The sequence below is a fragment of the Saccharothrix sp. NBAS 001 genome, from assembly GCF_056640475.1.
The window spans coordinates 1,034,305-1,053,561 of sequence record NZ_CM153251.1; the positions used below are offsets into that span (position 1 = coordinate 1,034,305).

A 19,257-nucleotide genomic window follows, 5' to 3' on the forward strand; every position below is an offset into this window, starting at 1 on the left:
CGACGACCGCGGAGCCCGTCCGGCGACCTCGCCGGGCGGGCTCCCGCGCGAGGTCAGCCGGCGGGCGCGACCAGCCCGGACTCGTAGGCCGCGATCACCAGCTGGGCCCGGTCCCGGGCCTGGAGCTTGTGCAGCAACCGCCCGATGTGGGTCTTGACCGTGCCCACCGACAGGTGCAGCTCACGGGTGATCTCGGTGTTGGACAGGCCCCGGGCGATCAGCGCGAGGACCTCCCGCTCGCGCTCGGTGACGCCGGCCAGCCGGACGACCCGCCGTTCGGGCCGCCGGGCGAACTCGGCGATCAGCCGCCGGGTGACCGAGGGCGACAGCAGCCCGTCCCCCTCGGCGACCACCCGGATCGCGGTCAGCAGCTCGGCGGGCGGCGTGTCCTTGAGCAGGAACCCGCCGGCCCCCGCCCGCAGCGCCGCGTAGACGTACTCGTCCAGGTCGAACGTGGTCAGGATGAGCACCCGGGCGGAGGAGAACGCGGAGATCTCCCGGGTGGCGGCGATCCCGTCCACGCCGGGCATCCGCACGTCCATCAGCACCACCTGCGGGGAGGTGGCCCGCACGACGGACACCGCCCGCGCCCCGTCGCCCGCCTCGCCGACCACCCGCAGGTCCGGGGCGGAGTCCACCAGCACCCGGAAGCTGCCGCGCAGCAGCGCCTGGTCGTCGACCACCACCACGTCGATCATGCGAACGGCACCTCCGCCGACACCCGGAACCCGCCGCCGGCCGACGGCCCGGCCGAGAACGTCCCCCCGTACACCGCCACCCGCTCCCGCATCCCGATCAACCCGTGCCCGCCGCCGCCGGACCCCAGGACCCGCTCACCCGGCCCGTCGTCGGTCACCGAGATCCGCACGACCGCGTTCCCGACGTCCACCACCACCGAGCACCGGGCGGGGGCGGCGTGCTTGACCACGTTCGTCACCGACTCCTGCACGATCCGGAACACGGTCAGCCCGACCGCCTCCGGCACCGCCTCGGCGGTCACCGACAGCTCGACCGGGACCCCGGCCAGCGACGCCCGCTCCACCAGGCCGGGCAGGTCCGCGAGGCCGGGCATGGGCCCCAGTTCGGGCTCGGTGTCGGCCCGCAGCACGCCCAGCAGCCGCCGCATCTCCACCAGCGTGCCGCGGCCGACCGCCTCGATGACCCCCAACGCCTCGCGGGCCTGCTCGGGCTGCTCGGCGGCCACGTGGTTGGCGATCCCGGCCTTCACCGCGATCAGCGAGAGGCTGTGCGCCACCACGTCGTGCAGTTCGCGGGCGATCCGCATCCGCTCGTCCACCACCGCGCGGGCCGCCCGCTCGGCCGCCGCGCGCTCCGCGTAGTCCCGGCGGACCTGTGTGGAGCGCCCCAAGGCCCACGCCCCGCTCGCCAACACCACCACGAAGGCGGCCAGGCCGATGTTGTCCGGCCACGGCTCGCCGATGAAGATCGACACCACCGCGGACCCCAGGGCGCAGGCCAGCGCACCCACCGCGCGCTCGCGGTGCACCGACGCCGCGACCATGTACATCGCGAACGACGTGGGCACGAACGGCTCCAGCGTGATGTTCAGCGCGGTGGCGACACCTTGCGCGACCACCACGACACCGAACACCGCCACCGGCCACTTGCGCCGGATGGCGAGCGGCAGCCCGATCAGCAGCGCCAACGAGTAGCCGAGCCACTGCGGCACGCTCGCCGCCCGCTGGTCGGCGAACTCGACGTACACCGCCGTCACCGCGACACCCGCGACCACGTCGAGCGTGAACAGGTACGCCGTGGGCAGCCAGCGGACGAAGCGGGATCTCACCCGCCGAACCTAACCGCCCCGACCGGCCGGCACATCGGACCGTGGTCCGACCTCGACCGAAGACCGCCGTCCGATCCGCCGGGCTCGCGGGGGGACGAGTCTCGTCGGCGTGATCGAAGTACGCGAACTCACCAAGCGCTACGGCAGCGCCCGAGCGGTCGACGGGCTGAGCTTCGAGGTCCGGCCCGGCTACGTGGCGGGCTTCCTGGGGCCCAACGGCGCGGGCAAGTCCACCACCATGCGGGCGATCCTCGGCCTCGACCGCCCCACTTCAGGCCAGGCACTGGTCAACGGCCGCGACTACGCCGACATCAAGCACCCCATGCGTCACGTGGGCGCGCTCTTGGACGCCGGTGCGGTACACGGTGGCCGCAGCGCCTACAACCACCTCCGCGTCCTGGCGCGCAGCAACGGCATCGGCCGGTCCCGGGTGGTGCACACGCTCGAACAGGTCGGACTCGCGGGCGTGGCCGACCGCCGGGTCGCGACCCTGTCGCTGGGCATGAAGCAGCGCCTGGGCGTGGCCGCCGCGCTGCTGGGCGACCCGGGCGTGCTGCTGTTCGACGAGCCGGTCAACGGCCTGGACCCGGAGGGCATCCGCTGGATCCGGCACCTCATGCGCGGCCTGGCCGCCGAAGGTCGGACGGTGCTGGTCTCCAGCCACCTGATGAGCGAGATGGCGCTGACCGCCGACCGCGTGGTGGTGATCGGCCGGGGCCGGCTGATCCTGGAGGCGTCCGTGCGGGAACTGGCCGACCGGTTCGACAAGGACGTCCTCGTCCGCACGTCCGCCCGCGCCGAACTGGCCGAGGTCCTGCGCCGGGCGGGCGCGACGGTCCGCCCCGAGCCGGACGCCCTGGCCGTGCAGGGGCTCACCGCGTACGACATCGGCGAACTGGCCGTGCGGCAGCACATCCCGGTGCACGAACTGACCCCGCGCACGGCGTCCCTTGAGGACGCCTACCTGCGACTGACCGACGACAGCGTCGAGTACCGCACCGAGGCGGTGGCCCGGTGACCGACGCCCTCGCCGCCGAGTTCCTCAAGCTCCGGACCGTCCGCTCCACGCTGTACCTGCTGCTCTCGCTGGTGTCGACGCTGGCCGCCGGGGCGTTGGTGGCCTACCTGATGACCGCCGACTACGACACCCAGCCGCCGGAGGTGCAGGCCCACTTCGGGTCCGCCGACCCGGGCCTGGTCGTGGTGTCCTTCGGCCAGTTCGTGCTCGGCGTGCTGGGCGCGCTGGCGGTCACCTCGGAGTACGGCAGCGGCATGATCCGCACCGCGCTGGTGTCCGTTCCCGAGCGCAAGTCGTTGCTGCTGGCCAAGACCGTCGTCGTCGGAGGGGTGTCGACGGTCGTGGGCGCGGTGGTGACGCTCTCGGCGTACCTGGCCGGCGAGGCGATCACCGGCGACCGGCCCAAACCGATCTCGGCCTACGACTCGTTCGCCGACGCGTGGCCGGTGCTGCTGGCGAACACCGCCTCGCTGACCCTGCTCGGCCTGCTCGGGTTGGGGCTCGGCTTCCTGCTGCGGTCCACGGCGGGCACCCTGGTCACGTTGTGCGGCCTGCTGTTCGTGCTGCCGGCGATGACCCTGTTGCTGCCCGCGCCGTGGGACGAACGGGTGGGCGCGGTGATGCTCCCGCTCCTGCCCTCGTCGCTCGCCGGCGACGTCGGGGACGCGCCGCTCACGCCGTGGGGAGCGGCGCTGGTGATGGTGGCGTACCTGGTGGCGGCGCTGGGCGGGGGACTGGTGGCGCTGCTGCGCCGGGACGCCTGAGCGTCTTGACGGACGCGGAGCGTGGTCACTACAGTCCGATTTCATAGTAAGGAAACTTTCCTGACTAATTCCGCTCAGTCACCGCCGCCCAGACCGAGAGGAGAGAGCCGCATGGCACGGCTCCGGATCGCACTGGCCCTGGCGGCCACGCTCGTCCTGCCCGGCGTTCTCGTGGGCGCGGCCCAGGCCGCTCCCGCACCGACGTCCGCCGCCCTGCCCGCGGGCTCGCCCGCCGCGGTCAACGGTCAGCTCAAGGTGTGTGGCGTCAAGCTGTGCAACAAGTACGGCAAGCCGATCCAGCTCCGCGGCATGAGCACCCACGGCATCCAGTGGTACTCCCAGTGCCTCAAGACCGCTTCGCTCGACGCGCTGGCCGACGACTGGAAGGCCGACGTACTCCGCATCTCCATGTACATCCAGGAAGACGGCTACGAGACCAACCCGCGCAAGTTCACCGACATGGTGCACGGGTACATCGAAGAGGCCACCAAGCGCGGCATGTACGCACTGGTCGACTGGCACCAGCTCGACCCGGGCGACCCGAACTACAACACCTCGCGCGCCAAGACGTTCTTCAAGGAGATCGCCCAGCGCCACAAGGACAAGACCAACATCATCTACGACATCGCCAACGAGCCCAACAACGTGTCGTGGGCGAAGGTCAAGTCCTACGCGGAGCAGATCATCCCGGTGATCCGCGCCGAGGACTCCGACAGCCTGGTGCTGGTCGGCACGAACGGCTGGTCCACCTTCGGGCACTCCGACGGCAAGGACCCGCAGGACGTGGTCAAGAACAAGCTGTCCGCGCAGAACGTCATGTACACGTTCCACTTCTACGCCGGTGAGCACGGCAGCGACTACCTCAACGTGCTGTCGAAGGTCTCCGACCAGGTGCCGGTGTTCGTCACCGAGTTCGGCACCCAGAAGGCGTCCGGCGACGGCTCGAACAACTTCACCCAGTCGCAGAAGTACGTCGACCTGATGAACTCGAAGAAGATCAGCTGGGTCAACTGGAACTTCTCCGACGACGAGCGCTCCGGCGCGGTGTTCAAGCCCGGCACCTGCGCCGGCTCCTCGTTCAGCGGCACGGGCAAGCTCAAGCCCGCCGGCGTGTGGGTCCGCGACCGCATCCGCACCGCGGACGACTTCCCGACGAGCTGACACCCCGAATGGATCACGGTGACCCGCGGCCCGGCGTGGCTGCGGGTTACCGTATACACGTGCCCGACATCGCCCTTGGTCTCGCCGCGCTCGGTCGTCCCGCCTACATCAACCTGGGCCGGGAGGGCGCACTACCCGCCCACCGCGACGTCGACGCGATGCGCGCCGCGTGCCACGCGGTGCTCGACGCGGCCTACGCGGCGGGCGTGCGGCGGGTGGACGCGGCCCGCTCCTACGGCCGGGCCGAGGAGTTCCTGGCCCAGTGGCTGGACGCGCGCGGCCACCGCGACGTCCGGGTCTCCAGCAAGTGGGGCTACGAGTACGTCGCGGACTGGCGGCCCGACGCCGAGGTGCACGAGGTCAAGGAGCACTCCCTGGCCCGCTTCACCCGCCAGTGGGGTGAGACCGAGGCGCTGCTCGGCCACCACGTCGAGCTGTACAAAGTGCACTCGCTGACCGACGACAGCCCGCTGTTCGGCGACCTGGAGCTGCTGGCGGCGCTCGGCGCGCTGCGGGACTCCGGCGTCCGCCTGGGCTTCTCCACGTCCGGACCGCGCCAGGCGGACACCGTGCGCCGCGCCCTGGACCTGGAGATGGAGGGCCGGCGGCTGTTCGAGGCCGTCCAGTCCACCTGGAACGTGCTGGAGACCTCCGCCGGGGCCGCGCTGGCGTGGGCGCACGAGACCGGCGCCGAGGTGTTCGTCAAGGAGGGCCTGGCCAACGGCCGGCTCGCCGTCGACCCGCCCGCGCGGGTCCGGGAGCTGGCCGAGAAGCACGACGTCGGCCCGGACGCGATCGCGCTCGCCGCCGTGCGCGCCCAGCCCTGGGCGGACGTCGTGCTCTCCGGCGCGGCGGGCGTCGACCAGCTGCACGCCAACCTCAAGGCGCGCGAGGTCGACCTCGACCCCGACGAGTTCGACCTGGCCGAGAACCCGGCCGACTACTGGGCTACTCGGGCTTCGCTGCCTTGGGCGTGAGCCGCACCGAACCCGAGTCGAGGTCGATCGCGCGGTCGCTCGGGGGCGCGCCGTCCTCCTCCTCGTCGCGCAGCATCATCTCGGTGCGCCGCTGGTCCATCTCGGCGAGCTTGGTGCCGTAGAGCATGAGCGTGAACTCGTCCAGGCCCGCCTGGCCCACGACCGTGTGCTCACCCCGGCGGCGGCGCACCCACTGCATCAGCTTCTCGCCGGTGGCCAGGGCGAACAACAGCACGGCGAGGCCGGGGATCGACATCGCGAAGATCATGCCCACGAGAACCACTCCTTGATCAGGGCCCGACCGTCCGGCACCACCGGCCAGTCGAGGTCCGCCGCCTTCGCCCGGACTTCGGCCACGGCCATCCACCCGCCCCACGCGACCTCTTCCGGTTGCAGGGTGAACGGACCGTCGCAGCGCACCTGGTAAACGTGGGCGACGTAGCGGATAGTTCCGTCGACGAAGGGCGTTTTGAAGAGGAATTCGAGCGGCTCGGACACGCCCAGCTCCTCGGCCAGTTCACGCACCGCGCACTCGTCCGGCGTCTCGCCCGCCGCGACGACCCCGCCGCACGTCGGGTCGTACAGGCCGGGGTAGACGTCCTTGGTGTCCGTGCGGCGGTGCACGAACAACCGTTCGCCGTCGAGCGACCGCACGACGATCACCGCGCACGCGTGCCACAGGCCCTCCGCGCGCATCCTCGCCCGGGGCGCGGAGCCCACCGGCGTGCCGTCGGGATCCACCACCAGTACGTGCTCCAAAGATCCTCCCCAGGTCGTATCCACCAGTGATACTCCGGGCCGACGCCCGCCCACTGCTTGTGTTCATACCTTCTTCTCGTTCGCGTCACGAGGAGGAGTTGTGCCCACATCCCTGCGGCTCGCGGTGGCCGAGTTCCGCAACCGGCCCGGCCGGGCCGTGCTGCCCGGAGTCGCCCTGGTCGTCGGCGTCGCCTGCCTGCTGGCCGCCCTGATGCTCAGCGACGCCATGGTCAAGGCGACCAACGACGGCGGTTCGGTCATCCCGTCCGATGTGGACCTCGTGGTGCGCACGGTGCCCCGTGCCGACGTGGTCATCGACCAGGCGACCGCCGACCGGGTGGCCGCCGCACCCGGCGTGCGCGAGGTCGTCGCGGTCAAGCAGACCGGGGTCGACCTGCTGCTCACCGACGGCCGCGCCGACCCGCGCCGGCGCGCGGTCGCCGACATCGAGCCGGACCGCGACGGGTTGCGCCGAGTGCCGATCCTGGAGGGCCGCTCGCCCGCCCGCGACGGCGAGATCGCCATCGACCGGGTGACCGCCTACCTGCACAACCTGCACCCCGGCGCCTCCGTCCGGGTCGCCGACGCGGCCGGCAAGCCGCTCGACGTCGTGGTCCGGGGCATCACCAAGCGCGGCGCGCAGGGCGAGCAGCCCTCGCTCGTCGTGGGGGAGGGGCTGGCCGCCAAGCTCGGCGGGCAGCCGGACTACCTGTCGCTGCACGTGCTCGGCGGGGACGCGGCGGGCGTCGCGCAGGCGGCCGGCGCGTCGCTGCGCGTCGACCCGGCGGCCGCGGTCAAGGCCGAACCGGCGTCCGACGAACTCGCCGTCGTGCTGCTGCCGTTCAGCATCCTCGCGCTGGCGACCTCGGTGTTCGTCGCGGGGGCGACGTTCCGCGCGGTGTACGCGCAGCGCCAGAAGCACACCGCGCTGATGCGCTGCCTCGGCGCGCACCGAGGCCCGCTGGTCTGGGCGAACCTGCTCGAAGCCCTGCTGACCGGTGCCGTGGCGGGCGCCGTCGGCGCGTTGCTCGGCGGCTCGGTCGGGTGGCTGCTGGCCCGGCTGTTCGACACCATCGGGCTGTCCACGATGCTCGGCGCGGTCCAGCTGGACCCGCCGCTGCTGCCCTCGGGCGGGCAGCTCCTGCTCGGCGCCGCGATCGCCGCCCTGCTCAGCGCGTTCGCCGCGGTCCGACCGTCGCTGGCCGCCACGCGCGTCTCGCCGCTGGCCGCGCTGCGCACCTCCGAGGGCGCGACGCCGGACCGCTCGGTGCTCCGCCGCCGCCGGGTGCTCGGGATCGTCCTGGTCGGCTCGGCCGCGCTGCTGGCGGTGCTCGGCGTGCTCGCCAAGGGGTCCGTCGCGGCCATCTTCCTGATCCTGTTCTCCGGCATCGCCGCCGTCGCGGGCCTGTTCGGCGTGCTCGGGCCGGTCGTGGTGCCCGCGCTCGGCCGGGTCTTCGGCTCGGTCGCGAGCCGGTTCGGCGGCGCGCAGTGGAAGCTCGCCGCCGCCGAGGTGCGGCGGGTGCCGCAGCGCTCCGCGTCGGTCGCCATGCCGCTGCTGCTGGCCGCCGCCATGGTCACCTTCTTCGCGGTCACCGCCGGCTCGGCGCAGAAGCTGGAGGACGAGTTCGGCAACCGGCCCCAGCCCGACGCGGTGATCTCCGACGCCGGCGGGCGCCCGCTGGACGGCAACGCCTCCGCCGCCGTCCGGCGCGACGAGGTCGCGGGCAGCGTCGTCCTGCACACCACGAAGGGCACCCAGCTCGACAGCTTCGGCGAGCGGTACCCCACCCGGGTCGCCGGCGTGGACGCCGAGGCGATGCGCACGTGGCTGAGCGCCCAGAACGCGCCCCGGCCCGACTTCGGCGCGGGAACCGTGCTGCTCGACGAGTACACCGCGCGCAACCTGGACGCGGTGGTCGGCCGACCGGTGACGCTGGAAGGGCTGCCCGGCGGGTCCCGCACGGCCACCTACGTCGGCACCCTGCCCGACTCGCTGGTCGACAACACCGACGTCCTGCTGCCCGACCCGGACCTCGCGCCCGCGTCCAAGGTCCTGGTCGCGTTCAAGCCCGGCGCGGACCCGGCGGTGTTCCAGAACGCCGTGCGCGCCTCGCTGGCGTCCTCACCGACCGTGCTGGTGCGGACGAAGGTGGACACGAACGCGGAGAACCAGCGGTACCTCGACCTGGGGATCACGATGCTGATGGTGCTGCTGGGGCTGTCCGTCGCGGTCGCCGTGACCGGGATCGGCACCGCCCTGACCATCTCCGTGCAGGAACGCCGCAAGGAGATGGCGCTGCGCCGCGCGCTGGGCGTGACGAAGGGCGGCCTGCAAGGCGGGGTGATCGCCGAAGCGGTGCTGTTGTCGCTGGTGGGCGTGCTCGGCGGGGGGTTGTTCGGGCTGCTCTACGCCGAACTCACGCTGCTGGCCTTCGGGGTCTACGCGCTGCCCGGCGCGGCCCTGGTGCCGCTGCTGGTCGGCGGGGTCGGCGTGGTCGTCCTGGCGGTGCTCGCGGCCTTCGGGCCGGCGCGCGGCGCGTCCCGGATCCGACCCGCCGCGGGACTGGCCGCGGGGTGAAACGTGACCCGGGCCCCCGCGAAATGTCGGCCCCACGCCGTAGGCTGCCAGCTATGCGGCGGATCATGGGAACCGAAGTCGAGTACGGCATCGCGGTGCCGGGTGACGCGACGGCCAACCCGGTGCTCACCTCCACACAGGTGGTGCTCGCCTACGCGGCGGCCGCCGACATACCCCGGTCCCGGCGCGCCCGCTGGGACTACGAGGTCGAATCGCCGCTGCGCGACGCGCGCGGTTTCGACCTCGGCGCGCCCGGCGGCCACCCCGGCGACGGCGACGTGGAGGACCTGGGCGCGGCCAACGTCATCCTGACCAACGGCGCGCGGCTCTACGTCGACCACGCGCACCCGGAGTACTCCGCGCCCGAGGTCACCAACGCGCGCGACGCGGTGATCTGGGACAAGGCGGGGGAGCGGGTGATGGAGGAGGCGGCCATGCGCGCCGCCACCGTCCCCGGCCAGCCCCGGCTCCAGCTCTACAAGAACAACGTCGACGGCAAGGGCGCCAGCTACGGCACCCACGAGAACTACCTGATGCAGCGCAGCACCCCGTTCACCGCGGTGATCGCGGGGCTGACGCCGTTCTTCGTGTCCCGCCAGGTCGTGGTGGGCTCCGGCCGGGTCGGCCTCGGCCCGTCCGGCGAGGAGGCGGGCTTCCAGCTCTCCCAGCGCTCGGACTACATCGAGGTCGAGGTCGGCCTGGAGACCACGCTCAAGCGCGGCATCATCAACACCCGCGACGAGCCGCACGCCGACGCCGACAAGTACCGCCGGCTGCACGTCATCATCGGCGACGCGAACCTGGCCGAGTACTCCACCTACCTCAAGGTCGGCACCTCCTCGCTGGTGCTGGACATGATCGAGGCCGGCCGCCGGTTCGACGACCTGCGGCTGCTCGACCCGGTCCGCGCGGTGCACCAGATCAGCCACGACCCGACCCTCAAGACCAAGGTCGAGCTGACCGGCGGCCGCAAGTTCACCGGCCTGGACATCCAGTACGCCTACCACGAGCGCGCCGCCCAGTTCGTGGAGCAGGAGGGCTACGGCGACCGCGACGTGCTGCGGGTCTGGGGCGAGATCCTCGACGCGCTCGCCCGCGACCCGCAGGAGTGCGCCGACCGGCTCGACTGGCCCGCCAAGCTGCGCCTGCTGGAGGGCTACCGCGCCCGCGACGGCCTGGCCTGGGGCTCGCCCCGGCTGCACCTGGTCGACCTCCAGTACTCCGACGTGCGGCTGGACAAGGGCCTGTACAACCGGCTGGTCGCCCGGGGCTCGATGAAGCGCCTGGTCAGCGAGGAGGAGGTGCGCGCCGCCATCCTCGCGCCGCCGGAGGACACCCGGGCCTACTTCCGGGGCCGGTGCCTGGAGCGCTACCCGACCTCGGTGGCCGCCGCCTCGTGGGACTCGGTGATCTTCGACCTGGGCCGCGAATCGCTGGTCCGGATCCCCACCCTGGAGCCCCTGCGCGGCACGAAGGCGCACGTCGGCGCGCTGCTGGAGGCCTCGGACACGGCGGAGCAACTGGTCGAGGCGCTCACCCGCGGCTGATCAACGCCACGCGAGTGGCAGGCGCAAAATGTCGTGCCCGGTGGGTAGTGTTGGACACGAGGACCGGATAAGCGGGGAGGTCGACATGTCCCAGGAACAGGTCCAGCGGCAAGGCGGCGGTGACGGCGACGACGAAGGCGACGGCGCGGCCGCCGCCGGTCAGGAACGTCGGGAGAAGCTCGGCGAGGACGTGGACGCGATCCTCGACGAGATCGACGACGTCCTGGAGGAGAACGCCGAGGACTTCGTCCGCGCGTACGTGCAAAAGGGCGGCGAGTAGCAGCCTCCTGCTGGAGTAGGGAGAAAAACGCACCTATGGACTACAGCTCGACCGGGCACTTCCCGGCCGCGTCGCTGCCCCCGGCCTACCTGCGGCCGGGGTCGTCGTCGTTCACCGATTTCCTCCGCGCCCAGGCCCCCGAGCTGCTGCCGTCCGCGCAGCGCTACCCGGAAGGCGCCGCGGTGCAGGCACCGCACGGCACGACCGTCGTGGCGCTGACCTACAAGGGCGGCGTGGTGCTCGCGGGCGACCGGCGGGCCACCATGGGCAGCACCATCGCCCAGCGCGACATGAAGAAGGTCTTCGTCACCGACGACTACTCGGCGGTGGGCATCGCGGGCACCGCGGGCATCGCGATCGAGATCGTCCGGCTGTTCGCGGTCGAGCTGCGGCACTACGAGAAGATCGAGGGCGTCTCGCTGTCCCTGGACGGCAAGGCCAACCGGCTGTCCGCGATGATCAAGGGCAACCTGGACGCCGCGCTCGCCGGTCTCGCCGTGGTCCCGCTGTTCGCGGGCTTCGACACCGAGGCGGCCGACCCGGACCGCGCCGGGCGGATCGTGTCCTACGACGTGACCGGCGGCCGGTACGAGGAGTCGCTCGGCTACCAGGCCGTGGGCTCGGGCTCGCTGTTCGCGAAGTCGGCGCTCAAGAAGCTCTACAACCCGGACGCGGACGCCGACGCGGCCGTGCGGGCGGCGATCGAGTCGCTCTACGACGCGGCGGACGACGACACGGGCACCGGCGGGCCGGACATCGTCCGGAAGATCTACCCCACCGTGGTCACGATCACGGCCGCCGCCGGCGCGGTGCACCTGCCCGAGGCGCAGACCGCCGCGATCGCCGAAGCCGTGGTCGAGTCCCGCCGGTCCAGCCCCGCGGGCTGACTCTCCCCACCCGCCGACACCAGGAGTCGCACAAGTGACGATGCCGTTGTACGCCTCACCCGAGCAGATCCTCCGGGACCGCTCGGAGTACGCCAGGAAGGGCATCGCGCGTGGCCGCAGCGTCGTCGTGCTGCGCTACGCGGATGGCGTGCTGTTCGTGGCGGAAAACCCTTCAGCGACCCTGCACAAGGTGTCGGAGATCTACGACCGCATCGGGTTCGCCGCGGTCGGCCGCTACAGCGAGTTCGAGAACCTGCGGCAGGCGGGCATCCGGTTCGCCGACATCCGCGGCTACCAGAACGACCCGCGCGACGTGACGGGCCGTTCCCTGGCCAACGTGTACGCGCAGACCCTCGGCTCGGTGTTCAGCGAGCAGATCAAGCCGCTGGAGGTGGAGATCTGCGTCGCCGAGGTGGGCCGCGACCCGGAGCAGGACACCCTGTACCGGCTGACCTACGACGGTTCCATCGTGGAGGAGCCGCAGTACGTCGTGATGGGCGGCCAGGCCGAGGCGACCGGCACCGCGTTGAAGGACGCCTACACCGAGAACCTGCCGCTGGCCGACGCCCTGCGGGTCGCGGTGAAGGCGCTCAGCGCGGGCAGCACCAGCACCGGCAACGGCAAGCCGGACCTGCTCGACCAGCCGAAGCTGGAGGTGGCCGTGCTGGAGCGCGACCGCCCCCACCGCGCGTTCCGCCGCATCCACGGCGCCGCGCTGACCCAGCTCCTGCCCGCGCCGCCCGCCGCCGAGGCCCCGGCCGACGCGTCGGCGGACGCGCCCGCCGACGCCCCGGCCAAGGGCACCGGCAAGAAGAAGCCGGTGACGGACGTGAACCTCCCGCCCAACGACGGCGAGAAGTAGGCGTTCCGAGTTCGGCTTCCGGACGCGAAAGGCCCCCGGTTCCGCACCGGGGGCCTTCGTCGTGCTCAGAGGAAGATCTTGACCAGCTGGTCACGGCCTTCGGGGTCGCGCAGCACGACCTGGTTGCCCGCGCGCAGCTCGGCGTCGACGAACTCGTAGATCAGCAGCGCCCGGTTGACCAGGTCGACCTTCTTCAGCCCGGTCCGCTGCTGCAGCTTGCCGATCGCCTCCACCGCCTCGGCGATGAGCGCGACGTTCACCCGATCGGCGACCGCCGGCCGCTCACTGGTCCGTTCGGTCGACGACATGCGCGTTCCTCTCCTCGACCCCCCGGTGCCCAGTATTGCAGGCAACGTGCGGAACAACCACACAATCGGTGGTGAATCTGTGGCTCATCCTTGCGGTGGTGGCGTCGAGGGTGCACGATGGAGTGGTAGCCGGGCGTGAGGCCACGTGGGCGGGATTCGAGGGGGATTGACCCCGCCCTGGTGGAAGGACGTTCGGCATGAGTGGTCACACGAGGCAAGAACGGGTGGAATCGGCCCCCGGCACCGCGACAGGTGCGGAGGACGAGCCTTCGCCCGCGGCACGGATCCGCGTGGAGAAGACCGGGTTCTCGGTGGAGGTGGCGGTGCCCGCCGCCCACACGCCCCGGCTCCTCACCAGCGCGGCGTACGCGACGGCTGCGGTCGGGGTGCTGGTCGGCCCCGGTCTCACGCTGCGACTGGTCCCGCCGGAGTTCCCGACGTGGGCGGTGGTCGGCCTGATCGCCGGGCAGCTGTGCCTGCTCGGGATCGTGGCGCTGATCATGCGTGCGGAATGACGAGAGGCCCGGCGGGGTGCGCCGGGCCTCTTCGCACGTCCGGGGTCAGGCGCGGGCGAGCAGCCGGCCGGTGCGTTCCCGCACGGCCGGCGTGTCCAGCCCGCGCACCACGACCGTGGTCCGCCGGCGCAGCACGTCGTCCACCTCGGTGGCCCACTCGTAGCGCTGGGCGTGCGCGACCTGCGCCCAGATGTCCGGGCCGTCCGGGTGCACCCGGTCCAGCAGCGCCGGGTTCTCGACGGCCAGCGCGAGCACCTCGTGGCTGACCGTGCCGTAGTGCGTGGCCAGGTGCTTCACCACGTCGGCGGGCAGCGCCGGCAGTTCGCGCCCGAGCATCGCGCCGACCCGGTCGGGCAGGGCAGCGCCGGGCAGCGCCGCCGGGACGCCGTCGAACGCGTGCGCCAGGTCCCGGCCCAGCGCCTGGCCGACGCGGGCCAGCACCGACGAGCCGATCCGGCGGAACGTGGTCCACTTGCCGCCCGCGACGCTGATCATGCCGCCGCTCCCGCTGGTGATCACGGTCTCCCGCTTGGCGTGGCTGGTGTCGCCCGACCCGCCGGCCGAGTGGTCGACGGGCAGCACCCGCAGGCCCGCGAACGTGTAGGCGAGCTTCGACCGGTCCAGCGCCGCCGACTCGATGCCCACCGCGGCCTCGCCCAGGATCTGGTCGATGTCGGCCTGCGAGCACCGGACGTCCGCCGGATCGCCCTCGTATGCCTCGTCGGTCGTGCCGAGCAGCAGTTGACCCTCCCACGGGATCGCGAACGACACCCGCACGTCGTCCACCGGGATGGTCATCGCCGCGCGCCACGGCCGTTCGGTGCGCAGCACCAGGTGCGCGCCCTTGGACAGCCGGATGCTCGGCGCGGCGTCGGGGTTCTCCATCCGCCGCAGCTCGTCCAGCCACGGGCCGGTCGCGTTCACCACGACCGAGGCGTCCACGCCGAACTCCGCGCCGTCCACCTTGTCGCGCAACTCGACGCCGGACACCGCGGAACCGCGCTTGCGCAGGCCGACGACCTCGACGTGGTTGAGCAGCACCGCCCCGGCCTCGGCCGCCGCACGGGCGGCGGTGATCGCCACGCGGCTGTCGTTCATCTGGTGGTCGTAGTAGAGCGCGGCACCGCGCAGACCCTCGGTCCGCAGCTGCGGCACGTACTCCCGCGCCCGCCGCACGGACAGGATCTTGCCCATGCCGTCGCCGAACCCGGACAGCGCCGAGTACAGCATCACGCCCGCGCCCAGCACCGGCCGCGAGTGCGGCCCGCCCTTGTAGACCGGCACCAGGAACGGCAGGGGTCGCACCAGGTGCGGTGCCAGGTGGTCGCCCAGCGCGCGCCGCTCGGCGTGGTTCTCCCGCACCATCGGCACCGCGCTCGGGCCCATCGCCAGGTAGCGCAGACCGCCGTGCACCAGCTTGGAAGAGGCGCTGGAGGTCGCGCCGGCGAAGTCGCCGGCCTCCACCAGCGCCACCCGCAGACCCGACCGGGCCGCCGCCCACGTGGTGGCGATGCCCAGCGCGCCGCCGCCGATCACGACCAGGTCGAAGGCTCCGTGTCCCAGCGCCTCGCGCGCCCTGGCCCGTTGCTCACTCATCGTTGTCGTCCTCGTCAATCCAGCCGACGGTCCGCTCGACCGCCTTCTTCCACTTGCGGTATCCCTTGTCCCTGGTCCGGGCGTCCATGGCGGGCAGCCACTCGGCGGCCTTGTGCCAGTTCTCCCGCAGCGATCCGGTGTCCGACCAGTAGCCGACCGCCAGGCCCGCCGCGTAGGCCGCGCCCAGGCACGTGGTCTCGGCGATGATCGGGCGCACCACGGGCACGTCCAGGACGTCCGCCAGGAAGCCCATGAGCAGGTTGTTCGCGGTCATGCCGCCGTCGACCTTGAGCGTGCTCAGCGCCACGCCGGAGTCGGCGTTCATCGCGTCCACGACCTCGCGGGTCTGCCACGCCGTGGCCTCCAGCACGGCGCGCGCGAGGTGGCCCTTGTCGATGTAGCCGGTCAGCCCCGCGATGACGCCGCGCGCGTCGCTGCGCCAGTGCGGCGCGAACAGGCCGGAGAACGCGGGTACGAAGTAGCAGCCGCCGTTGTCCTCGACCGACCGGGCGAGGGTCTCGATCTCGGCGGCGCCGGCGATCAGGCCCACCTTGTCGCGGAACCACTGGACCAGCGCGCCGGTCACCGCGATCGCGCCCTCCAGCGCGTAGGACGCGGGCTGGTCGCCGATCTTGTAGCCGACCGTGGTGAGCAGGCCGTTCTGCGACAGGATGGGCTTGTCGCCGGTGTTGACCAGCAGGAAGCTGCCGGTGCCGTAGGTGCACTTGCCCTCGCCGGGCGAGTAGCAGGTCTGGCCGAACAGGGCCGCCTGCTGGTCGCCCAGCGCGGAGGCCACCGGCACGCCCTCCAGGGTGCCGGTCGCGGTGCCGTAGACCTCGGCGGAGGAGCGGATCTCCGGCAGGATCGCGCGCGGCACGCCGATCGCGTCGACCAGCTCGTCGTCCCAGTCGAGCGTCTCCAGGTTCATCAGCATGGTGCGGCTCGCGTTGGTGACGTCGGTGACGTGCCGGCCGGTGAGCTTCCAGATCAGCCAGGTGTCCATGGTGCCGAACAGCACCTCGCCCGCTTCGGCGCGGGCGCGCAGGCCGTCGACGTGGTCGAGCAGCCAGCGGAGTTTGGGCCCGGAGAAGTAGGTGGCCAGTGGCAGACCGCACTTGTCGCGGAAGCGGTCCTGCTCGCCGAGCTGCTCGACCAGCTGGTCGGTCCGGGTGTCCTGCCAGACGATCGCGTTGTGCACCGGCTTGCCGGTGGCCCGGTCCCACACCACGGTGGTCTCGCGCTGGTTGGTGATGCCGACGGCGGCCAGGTCGTGCACCGTCAGCGACGCCCTGCGCAGCGCGCCGTGCACGACGTCCAGGACGTTCGCCCAGATCTCCTCGGCGTCGTGCTCGACCCACCCGGGCCTGGGGAAGATCTGGCGGTGCTCCTTCTGCGCCACGGAGACGATGCCGCCGCCGTGGTCGAAGACGATGCAGCGGGAGGACGTGGTGCCCTGGTCGATCGCTGCCACGAACGACTTCGCGGAGTGGGTGGTCACGGGGTTCTTCTCCTCGGGTGTCGGCGCCACGGAGACGGGTCAGAAGACGGCGATGTCGACCAGACCGGCACATGCTCCACCGATCAGCGGACCGACGACGGGGATCCAGGCGTATCCCCAGTCCGATCCACCCTTTCCGGGGATCGGCAGGACGGCGTGCGCGATCCGGGGGCCGAGGTCGCGCGCGGGGTTGATGGCGTACCCGGTCGGGCCGCCCAGGGACATGCCGACGCCGACCACCGTCAGCGCCACGATCAGCACGCCCGTGCCGGAGGTCTCCAGGCCCTTGGTCTGGCCGGTCGCCAGGATCACGAACACCAGCACGAAGGTCGCGACGGCCTCGGTGATCAGGTTCTGCGCGCGGTTGCGGACCTCGGGACCGGTGGCGAAGATGCCGAGCACCTCGCCGGTGTTGGCCCGGAACTGGCCGAGGTAGACCAGGTAGCACAGGACCGCGCCGACGAACGCGCCGAGGAACTGCCCGGCGAGGTAGAGCGGGACCTTGGTCCAGTCGCCGGAGTGGATGGCCAGGCCGACCGTGACGGCCGGGTTGAGGTGCGCCCCGGACAGCGGCGCGGTCGCGTAGGCGGCGGCCAGCACGGCGAAGCCCCAGCCGAACGTGATCACCGCCCAGCCCGCGCCGTGTGACTTCGACCTGGTCAGCACCACGCCCGCCACCACGCCGTTGCCCAGCAGCAACAGCAGGGCGGTGCCCAGGAACTCGCCGGTGAGGATCGACTGGTCGGTCATCCGCGGGCCCTCTCTCGCCTGAATGCCGTTCGACAATGTCGTACGGTGCGCGAGAATCCTGTGCCGACGTCCGGCAACATGTCAACCCTTCGGAAAGGCCCCGGTCACCAGGGGATGGCGCCGAGTTCGCGCGAGATCGACCGCGCGGCTTCCCGGACGTAGGACACCAGTTCGCTGCGCGGCCGCCCGTTGCCGTCGCACAGCCGCTCGACCGGGCCGGAGATGCCGACCGCGCCGACGGTCACCGCGCGGCGGTCCCGGATCGGCGCCGCCAGCGACACCTCGCCCTCGACCAACTCCTCCAGGTCGACGGCCCAGCCGCGCTGCCTGACCTGCTCCAACGCGTCGCCGAGCGCGTCCACGCCGGTGATCGTGGCCGAGGTGAACGCCTTGAGGGGCTCGTCGTCGGCGAGCCCGACCGGGTCGTTGGCGAGCAGCACCTTGCCCAGCGCGCTGGCGTGCGCGGGCAGCAGGGCGCCCACTTCGAGCACCTGCCGCGAGTTGTCGGGCCGGAAGACGTGGTGCACGACGAGCACCTGGCCCTCGTGCAGGGTGCCGATCCGGACGCTCTCCATGCTGCGCGCGGCCAGCGAGTCCGACCAGTTCAGGGCGCGGGTGCGCAGCTCGTTGCCGTCGAGGTAGCTGCTGCCGATGTGGAACAGCGCCGCGCCGAGCCGGTACTTGCCGGTGTCCGGGCTCTGCTCCACGAAGCCGACCAGCTGGAGCGTGCGCAGGATGCCGTGCACGGTGGGTTTGGGCAGCTCAAGGGCCCTGGCCAGCTCGCCGACGCCCATCTGGCGCGCGCCGCTGGCCAGCAGCCGCAGCACCGCGGCTGCCCGTTCGATGGACTGGATCGGTCCGGGCACGGGATCACTGTAGCCCTCGTCCGTTCGACTATGTCGAACTCCGGGGTGGCAGGTCGAGCGCCCACGTCTCCTCGACCACGTCCTGGCCCCACTTGCGGACCGGGGTGCTGTCGGTGAGTTCGAACCCGGCGCGCTGGTAGATGCCGCGCGCGACCGCGACCTCCGACACCGTCGCCAACGTCATCCGCCGGTACCCGGCCCGGGTCGCGAACCGGACGCACTCCTCGACCAGCCGCTTGCCGATGCCGAGCCCCCGGGCCCGGGGTTCGACCAGCAGCATCCGCAGTTGCGCGGTGTCGGTGCCGCCGCGCACGCAGAACACCGAGCCGACCGCCTCCCCGTCGACCTCCGCGATCCAGGCGGCCTCGCGGAGGGGGTCGAGGTCGAGCGCGTAGTCGGCGGCGATCCGGGCCACCATCGCCTCGAACGTGTGGTCGTAGGCGTACTCCTCGGCGTAGCGGACGCCGTGCCGGTGCACGACCCAGCCCAGGTCGCCGGGGCGCAGCGGGCGCAGGAGGTAGGCGCGCGGGGCGTTGGTGAGGATGCGGCGGATGCGGGCCATCGCGGCGAGCAGCGCGGTCCGGTCGGAGTCGGGGACGCGGCCGAGCAGCGCGCCGATCCCGGCGTCGGAGCGCGCGTCCAGGTCGGCGAAGACCTGGCGGCCGCGTTCGGTCACGGTGACGACGTGCCTGCGCGCGTCGACGGGGGAGGGGGAGCGGGTGATCAGGCCGTCGCGCTCGAACCGGCCCAGGATGCGGCTGAGGTAGCCGGCGTCGAGGCCGAGCGCGGACTTGACGTCGGTCGTGCCCGCGACCAGTTCGAGCAGGACGCGGACCTCGGTGAGCGAGTAGGGGGAATCGAGGTAGGCGCCGTCCAGCAGTCCGATGACCCCGGTGTAGAAGCGGTTGAAGGCCCGCACCTCGGCGACCGACATCGTTGACCCCCTCAACGGAACAGTTGACTGAGTCAATCATATTTCGGGTCGAGCGGCCACACCTCGTCGGGCGGACACGCCACGATCATCGCCGGACGCCGCGCCGACGTCGTTCGTCCGAGTGCGGACCGCTTCGGGCACCACGGTGGA

The 19,257-nt window shown here is 72.2% G+C and carries 20 protein-coding genes; 10 read left to right on the forward strand and 10 right to left on the reverse strand.

Annotated elements, in window-relative coordinates:
• Positions 1–53: 53 nt before the first annotated feature.
• Positions 54–698 (reverse strand): response regulator, encoded by a 645-nt coding sequence (locus tag AC0HI0_RS04655; protein WP_480930992.1) that lies wholly within the window; start codon positions 696–698, stop codon positions 54–56.
• Positions 695–1,807: a sensor histidine kinase gene (locus AC0HI0_RS04660; protein WP_480930993.1), complete on the reverse strand. Its 1,113-nt coding sequence runs from the start codon at positions 1,805–1,807 to the stop codon at positions 695–697. Before AC0HI0_RS04660 ends, AC0HI0_RS04655 begins: the two co-directional genes overlap by 4 nt.
• Before the next feature lie 109 nt (positions 1,808–1,916).
• Here AC0HI0_RS04660 and AC0HI0_RS04665 point away from each other — a divergent pair, with 109 nt between their 5' ends.
• From AC0HI0_RS04665 to AC0HI0_RS04680, 4 genes are all read left to right on the forward strand, one after another.
• Positions 1,917–2,825 (forward strand): ABC transporter ATP-binding protein, encoded by a 909-nt coding sequence (locus tag AC0HI0_RS04665; RefSeq protein ID WP_480930994.1) that lies wholly within the window; start codon positions 1,917–1,919, stop codon positions 2,823–2,825.
• A complete protein-coding gene (locus AC0HI0_RS04670) occupies positions 2,822–3,589 on the forward strand; it encodes an ABC transporter permease (protein WP_480930995.1) in 768 nt (255 codons plus the stop codon). Before AC0HI0_RS04665 ends, AC0HI0_RS04670 begins: the two co-directional genes overlap by 4 nt.
• Positions 3,590–3,700: 111 nt before the next feature.
• Entirely contained in the window at positions 3,701–4,750 is a 1,050-nt protein-coding gene (locus AC0HI0_RS04675) for a glycoside hydrolase family 5 protein (RefSeq protein ID WP_480930996.1), read from the forward strand.
• Between the two features lie 59 nt (positions 4,751–4,809).
• Positions 4,810–5,727 (forward strand): aldo/keto reductase, encoded by a 918-nt coding sequence (locus tag AC0HI0_RS04680; protein WP_480930997.1) that lies wholly within the window; start codon positions 4,810–4,812, stop codon positions 5,725–5,727.
• On the opposite strand, the gene AC0HI0_RS04685 is transcribed toward AC0HI0_RS04680, so the two are convergent.
• Together AC0HI0_RS04685 and AC0HI0_RS04690 are read right to left on the reverse strand one after the other, a co-directional pair.
• Entirely contained in the window at positions 5,699–5,995 is a 297-nt protein-coding gene (locus AC0HI0_RS04685; RefSeq protein ID WP_480934255.1) for a DUF6191 domain-containing protein, read from the reverse strand. The genes AC0HI0_RS04680 and AC0HI0_RS04685 overlap by 29 nt on opposite strands.
• A complete protein-coding gene (locus AC0HI0_RS04690; RefSeq protein WP_480930998.1) occupies positions 5,992–6,486 on the reverse strand; it encodes an NUDIX hydrolase in 495 nt (164 codons plus the stop codon). The genes AC0HI0_RS04685 and AC0HI0_RS04690 overlap by 4 nt, the downstream gene beginning before the upstream one ends.
• Before the next feature lie 100 nt (positions 6,487–6,586).
• Here AC0HI0_RS04690 and AC0HI0_RS04695 point away from each other — a divergent pair, with 100 nt between their 5' ends.
• The 5 genes from AC0HI0_RS04695 (at position 6,587) to prcA (ending at position 12,640) form a co-directional block, all read left to right on the forward strand.
• Positions 6,587–9,064 (forward strand): FtsX-like permease family protein, encoded by a 2,478-nt coding sequence (locus AC0HI0_RS04695; RefSeq protein ID WP_480930999.1) that lies wholly within the window; start codon positions 6,587–6,589, stop codon positions 9,062–9,064.
• A 53-nt stretch (positions 9,065–9,117) separates the two neighbouring features.
• Positions 9,118–10,611, forward strand: coding sequence for a depupylase/deamidase Dop (gene dop, locus AC0HI0_RS04700; protein WP_480931000.1), 1,494 nt, complete (start codon positions 9,118–9,120; stop codon positions 10,609–10,611).
• A gap of 85 nt (positions 10,612–10,696) precedes the next feature.
• The gene (locus AC0HI0_RS04705) at positions 10,697–10,891 is read left to right on the forward strand and encodes a ubiquitin-like protein Pup (RefSeq protein ID WP_480931001.1); all 195 of its coding nucleotides are present in this window, start codon (positions 10,697–10,699) and stop codon (positions 10,889–10,891) included.
• A gap of 35 nt (positions 10,892–10,926) precedes the next feature.
• Positions 10,927–11,778 (forward strand): proteasome subunit beta, encoded by an 852-nt coding sequence (gene prcB, locus AC0HI0_RS04710; RefSeq protein WP_480931002.1) that lies wholly within the window; start codon positions 10,927–10,929, stop codon positions 11,776–11,778.
• Positions 11,779–11,812: 34 nt separating this feature from the next.
• Entirely contained in the window at positions 11,813–12,640 is an 828-nt protein-coding gene (gene prcA, locus AC0HI0_RS04715; RefSeq protein WP_480931003.1) for a proteasome subunit alpha, read from the forward strand.
• A gap of 65 nt (positions 12,641–12,705) precedes the next feature.
• Here the strand turns inward: prcA and AC0HI0_RS04720 are convergent, their stop codons facing one another.
• A complete protein-coding gene (locus AC0HI0_RS04720) occupies positions 12,706–12,948 on the reverse strand; it encodes a hypothetical protein (RefSeq protein ID WP_480931004.1) in 243 nt (80 codons plus the stop codon).
• 197 nt (positions 12,949–13,145) lie between these two features.
• Between AC0HI0_RS04720 and AC0HI0_RS04725 the strand changes: the two genes are divergently transcribed.
• Positions 13,146–13,463 (forward strand): hypothetical protein, encoded by a 318-nt coding sequence (locus tag AC0HI0_RS04725; RefSeq protein WP_480931005.1) that lies wholly within the window; start codon positions 13,146–13,148, stop codon positions 13,461–13,463.
• Positions 13,464–13,508: 45 nt separating this feature from the next.
• Here the strand turns inward: AC0HI0_RS04725 and AC0HI0_RS04730 are convergent, their stop codons facing one another.
• The 5 genes from AC0HI0_RS04730 to AC0HI0_RS04750 form a co-directional block, all read right to left on the reverse strand.
• Positions 13,509–15,059 carry a glycerol-3-phosphate dehydrogenase/oxidase gene (locus AC0HI0_RS04730; RefSeq protein WP_480931006.1) on the reverse strand — a complete coding sequence of 517 codons (1,551 nt, stop codon included), beginning with the start codon at positions 15,057–15,059 and terminating at the stop codon, positions 13,509–13,511.
• Positions 15,052–16,557, reverse strand: a complete 1,506-nt coding sequence (gene glpK / locus AC0HI0_RS04735; RefSeq protein ID WP_480931007.1) for a glycerol kinase GlpK — start codon at positions 16,555–16,557, stop codon at positions 15,052–15,054. Before glpK ends, AC0HI0_RS04730 begins: the two co-directional genes overlap by 8 nt.
• Positions 16,558–16,596: 39 nt before the next feature.
• Entirely contained in the window at positions 16,597–17,307 is a 711-nt protein-coding gene (locus AC0HI0_RS04740; RefSeq protein WP_480931008.1) for an MIP/aquaporin family protein, read from the reverse strand.
• A 104-nt stretch (positions 17,308–17,411) separates the two neighbouring features.
• Entirely contained in the window at positions 17,412–18,173 is a 762-nt protein-coding gene (locus tag AC0HI0_RS04745; protein WP_480931009.1) for an IclR family transcriptional regulator, read from the reverse strand.
• Between the two features lie 28 nt (positions 18,174–18,201).
• Positions 18,202–19,107: a bifunctional helix-turn-helix transcriptional regulator/GNAT family N-acetyltransferase gene (locus tag AC0HI0_RS04750; protein ID WP_480931010.1), complete on the reverse strand. Its 906-nt coding sequence runs from the start codon at positions 19,105–19,107 to the stop codon at positions 18,202–18,204.
• Positions 19,108–19,257: the final 150 nt, after the last annotated feature.

Bases quoted from the DNA above. Each gene is read 5' to 3' on its own strand.
- AC0HI0_RS04655 (WP_480930992.1), bottom strand. From the start codon at position 698: ATGATCGACGTGGTGGTGGTCGACGACCAGGCGCTGCTGCGCGGCAGC.
- AC0HI0_RS04675 (WP_480930996.1), top strand. From the start codon at position 3,701: ATGGCACGGCTCCGGATCGCACTGGCCCTGGCGGCCACGCTCGTCCTG.
- AC0HI0_RS04685 (WP_480934255.1), bottom strand. From the start codon at position 5,995: ATGATCTTCGCGATGTCGATCCCCGGCCTCGCCGTGCTGTTGTTCGCC.
- dop (WP_480931000.1), top strand. From the start codon at position 9,118: ATGCGGCGGATCATGGGAACCGAAGTCGAGTACGGCATCGCGGTGCCG.
- AC0HI0_RS04705 (WP_480931001.1), top strand. From the start codon at position 10,697: ATGTCCCAGGAACAGGTCCAGCGGCAAGGCGGCGGTGACGGCGACGAC.
- prcB (WP_480931002.1), top strand. From the start codon at position 10,927: ATGGACTACAGCTCGACCGGGCACTTCCCGGCCGCGTCGCTGCCCCCG.
- AC0HI0_RS04720 (WP_480931004.1), bottom strand. From the start codon at position 12,948: ATGTCGTCGACCGAACGGACCAGTGAGCGGCCGGCGGTCGCCGATCGG.
- AC0HI0_RS04725 (WP_480931005.1), top strand. From the start codon at position 13,146: ATGAGTGGTCACACGAGGCAAGAACGGGTGGAATCGGCCCCCGGCACC.
- AC0HI0_RS04730 (WP_480931006.1), bottom strand. From the start codon at position 15,059: ATGAGTGAGCAACGGGCCAGGGCGCGCGAGGCGCTGGGACACGGAGCC.
- AC0HI0_RS04740 (WP_480931008.1), bottom strand. From the start codon at position 17,307: ATGACCGACCAGTCGATCCTCACCGGCGAGTTCCTGGGCACCGCCCTG.
- AC0HI0_RS04750 (WP_480931010.1), bottom strand. From the start codon at position 19,107: ATGTCGGTCGCCGAGGTGCGGGCCTTCAACCGCTTCTACACCGGGGTC.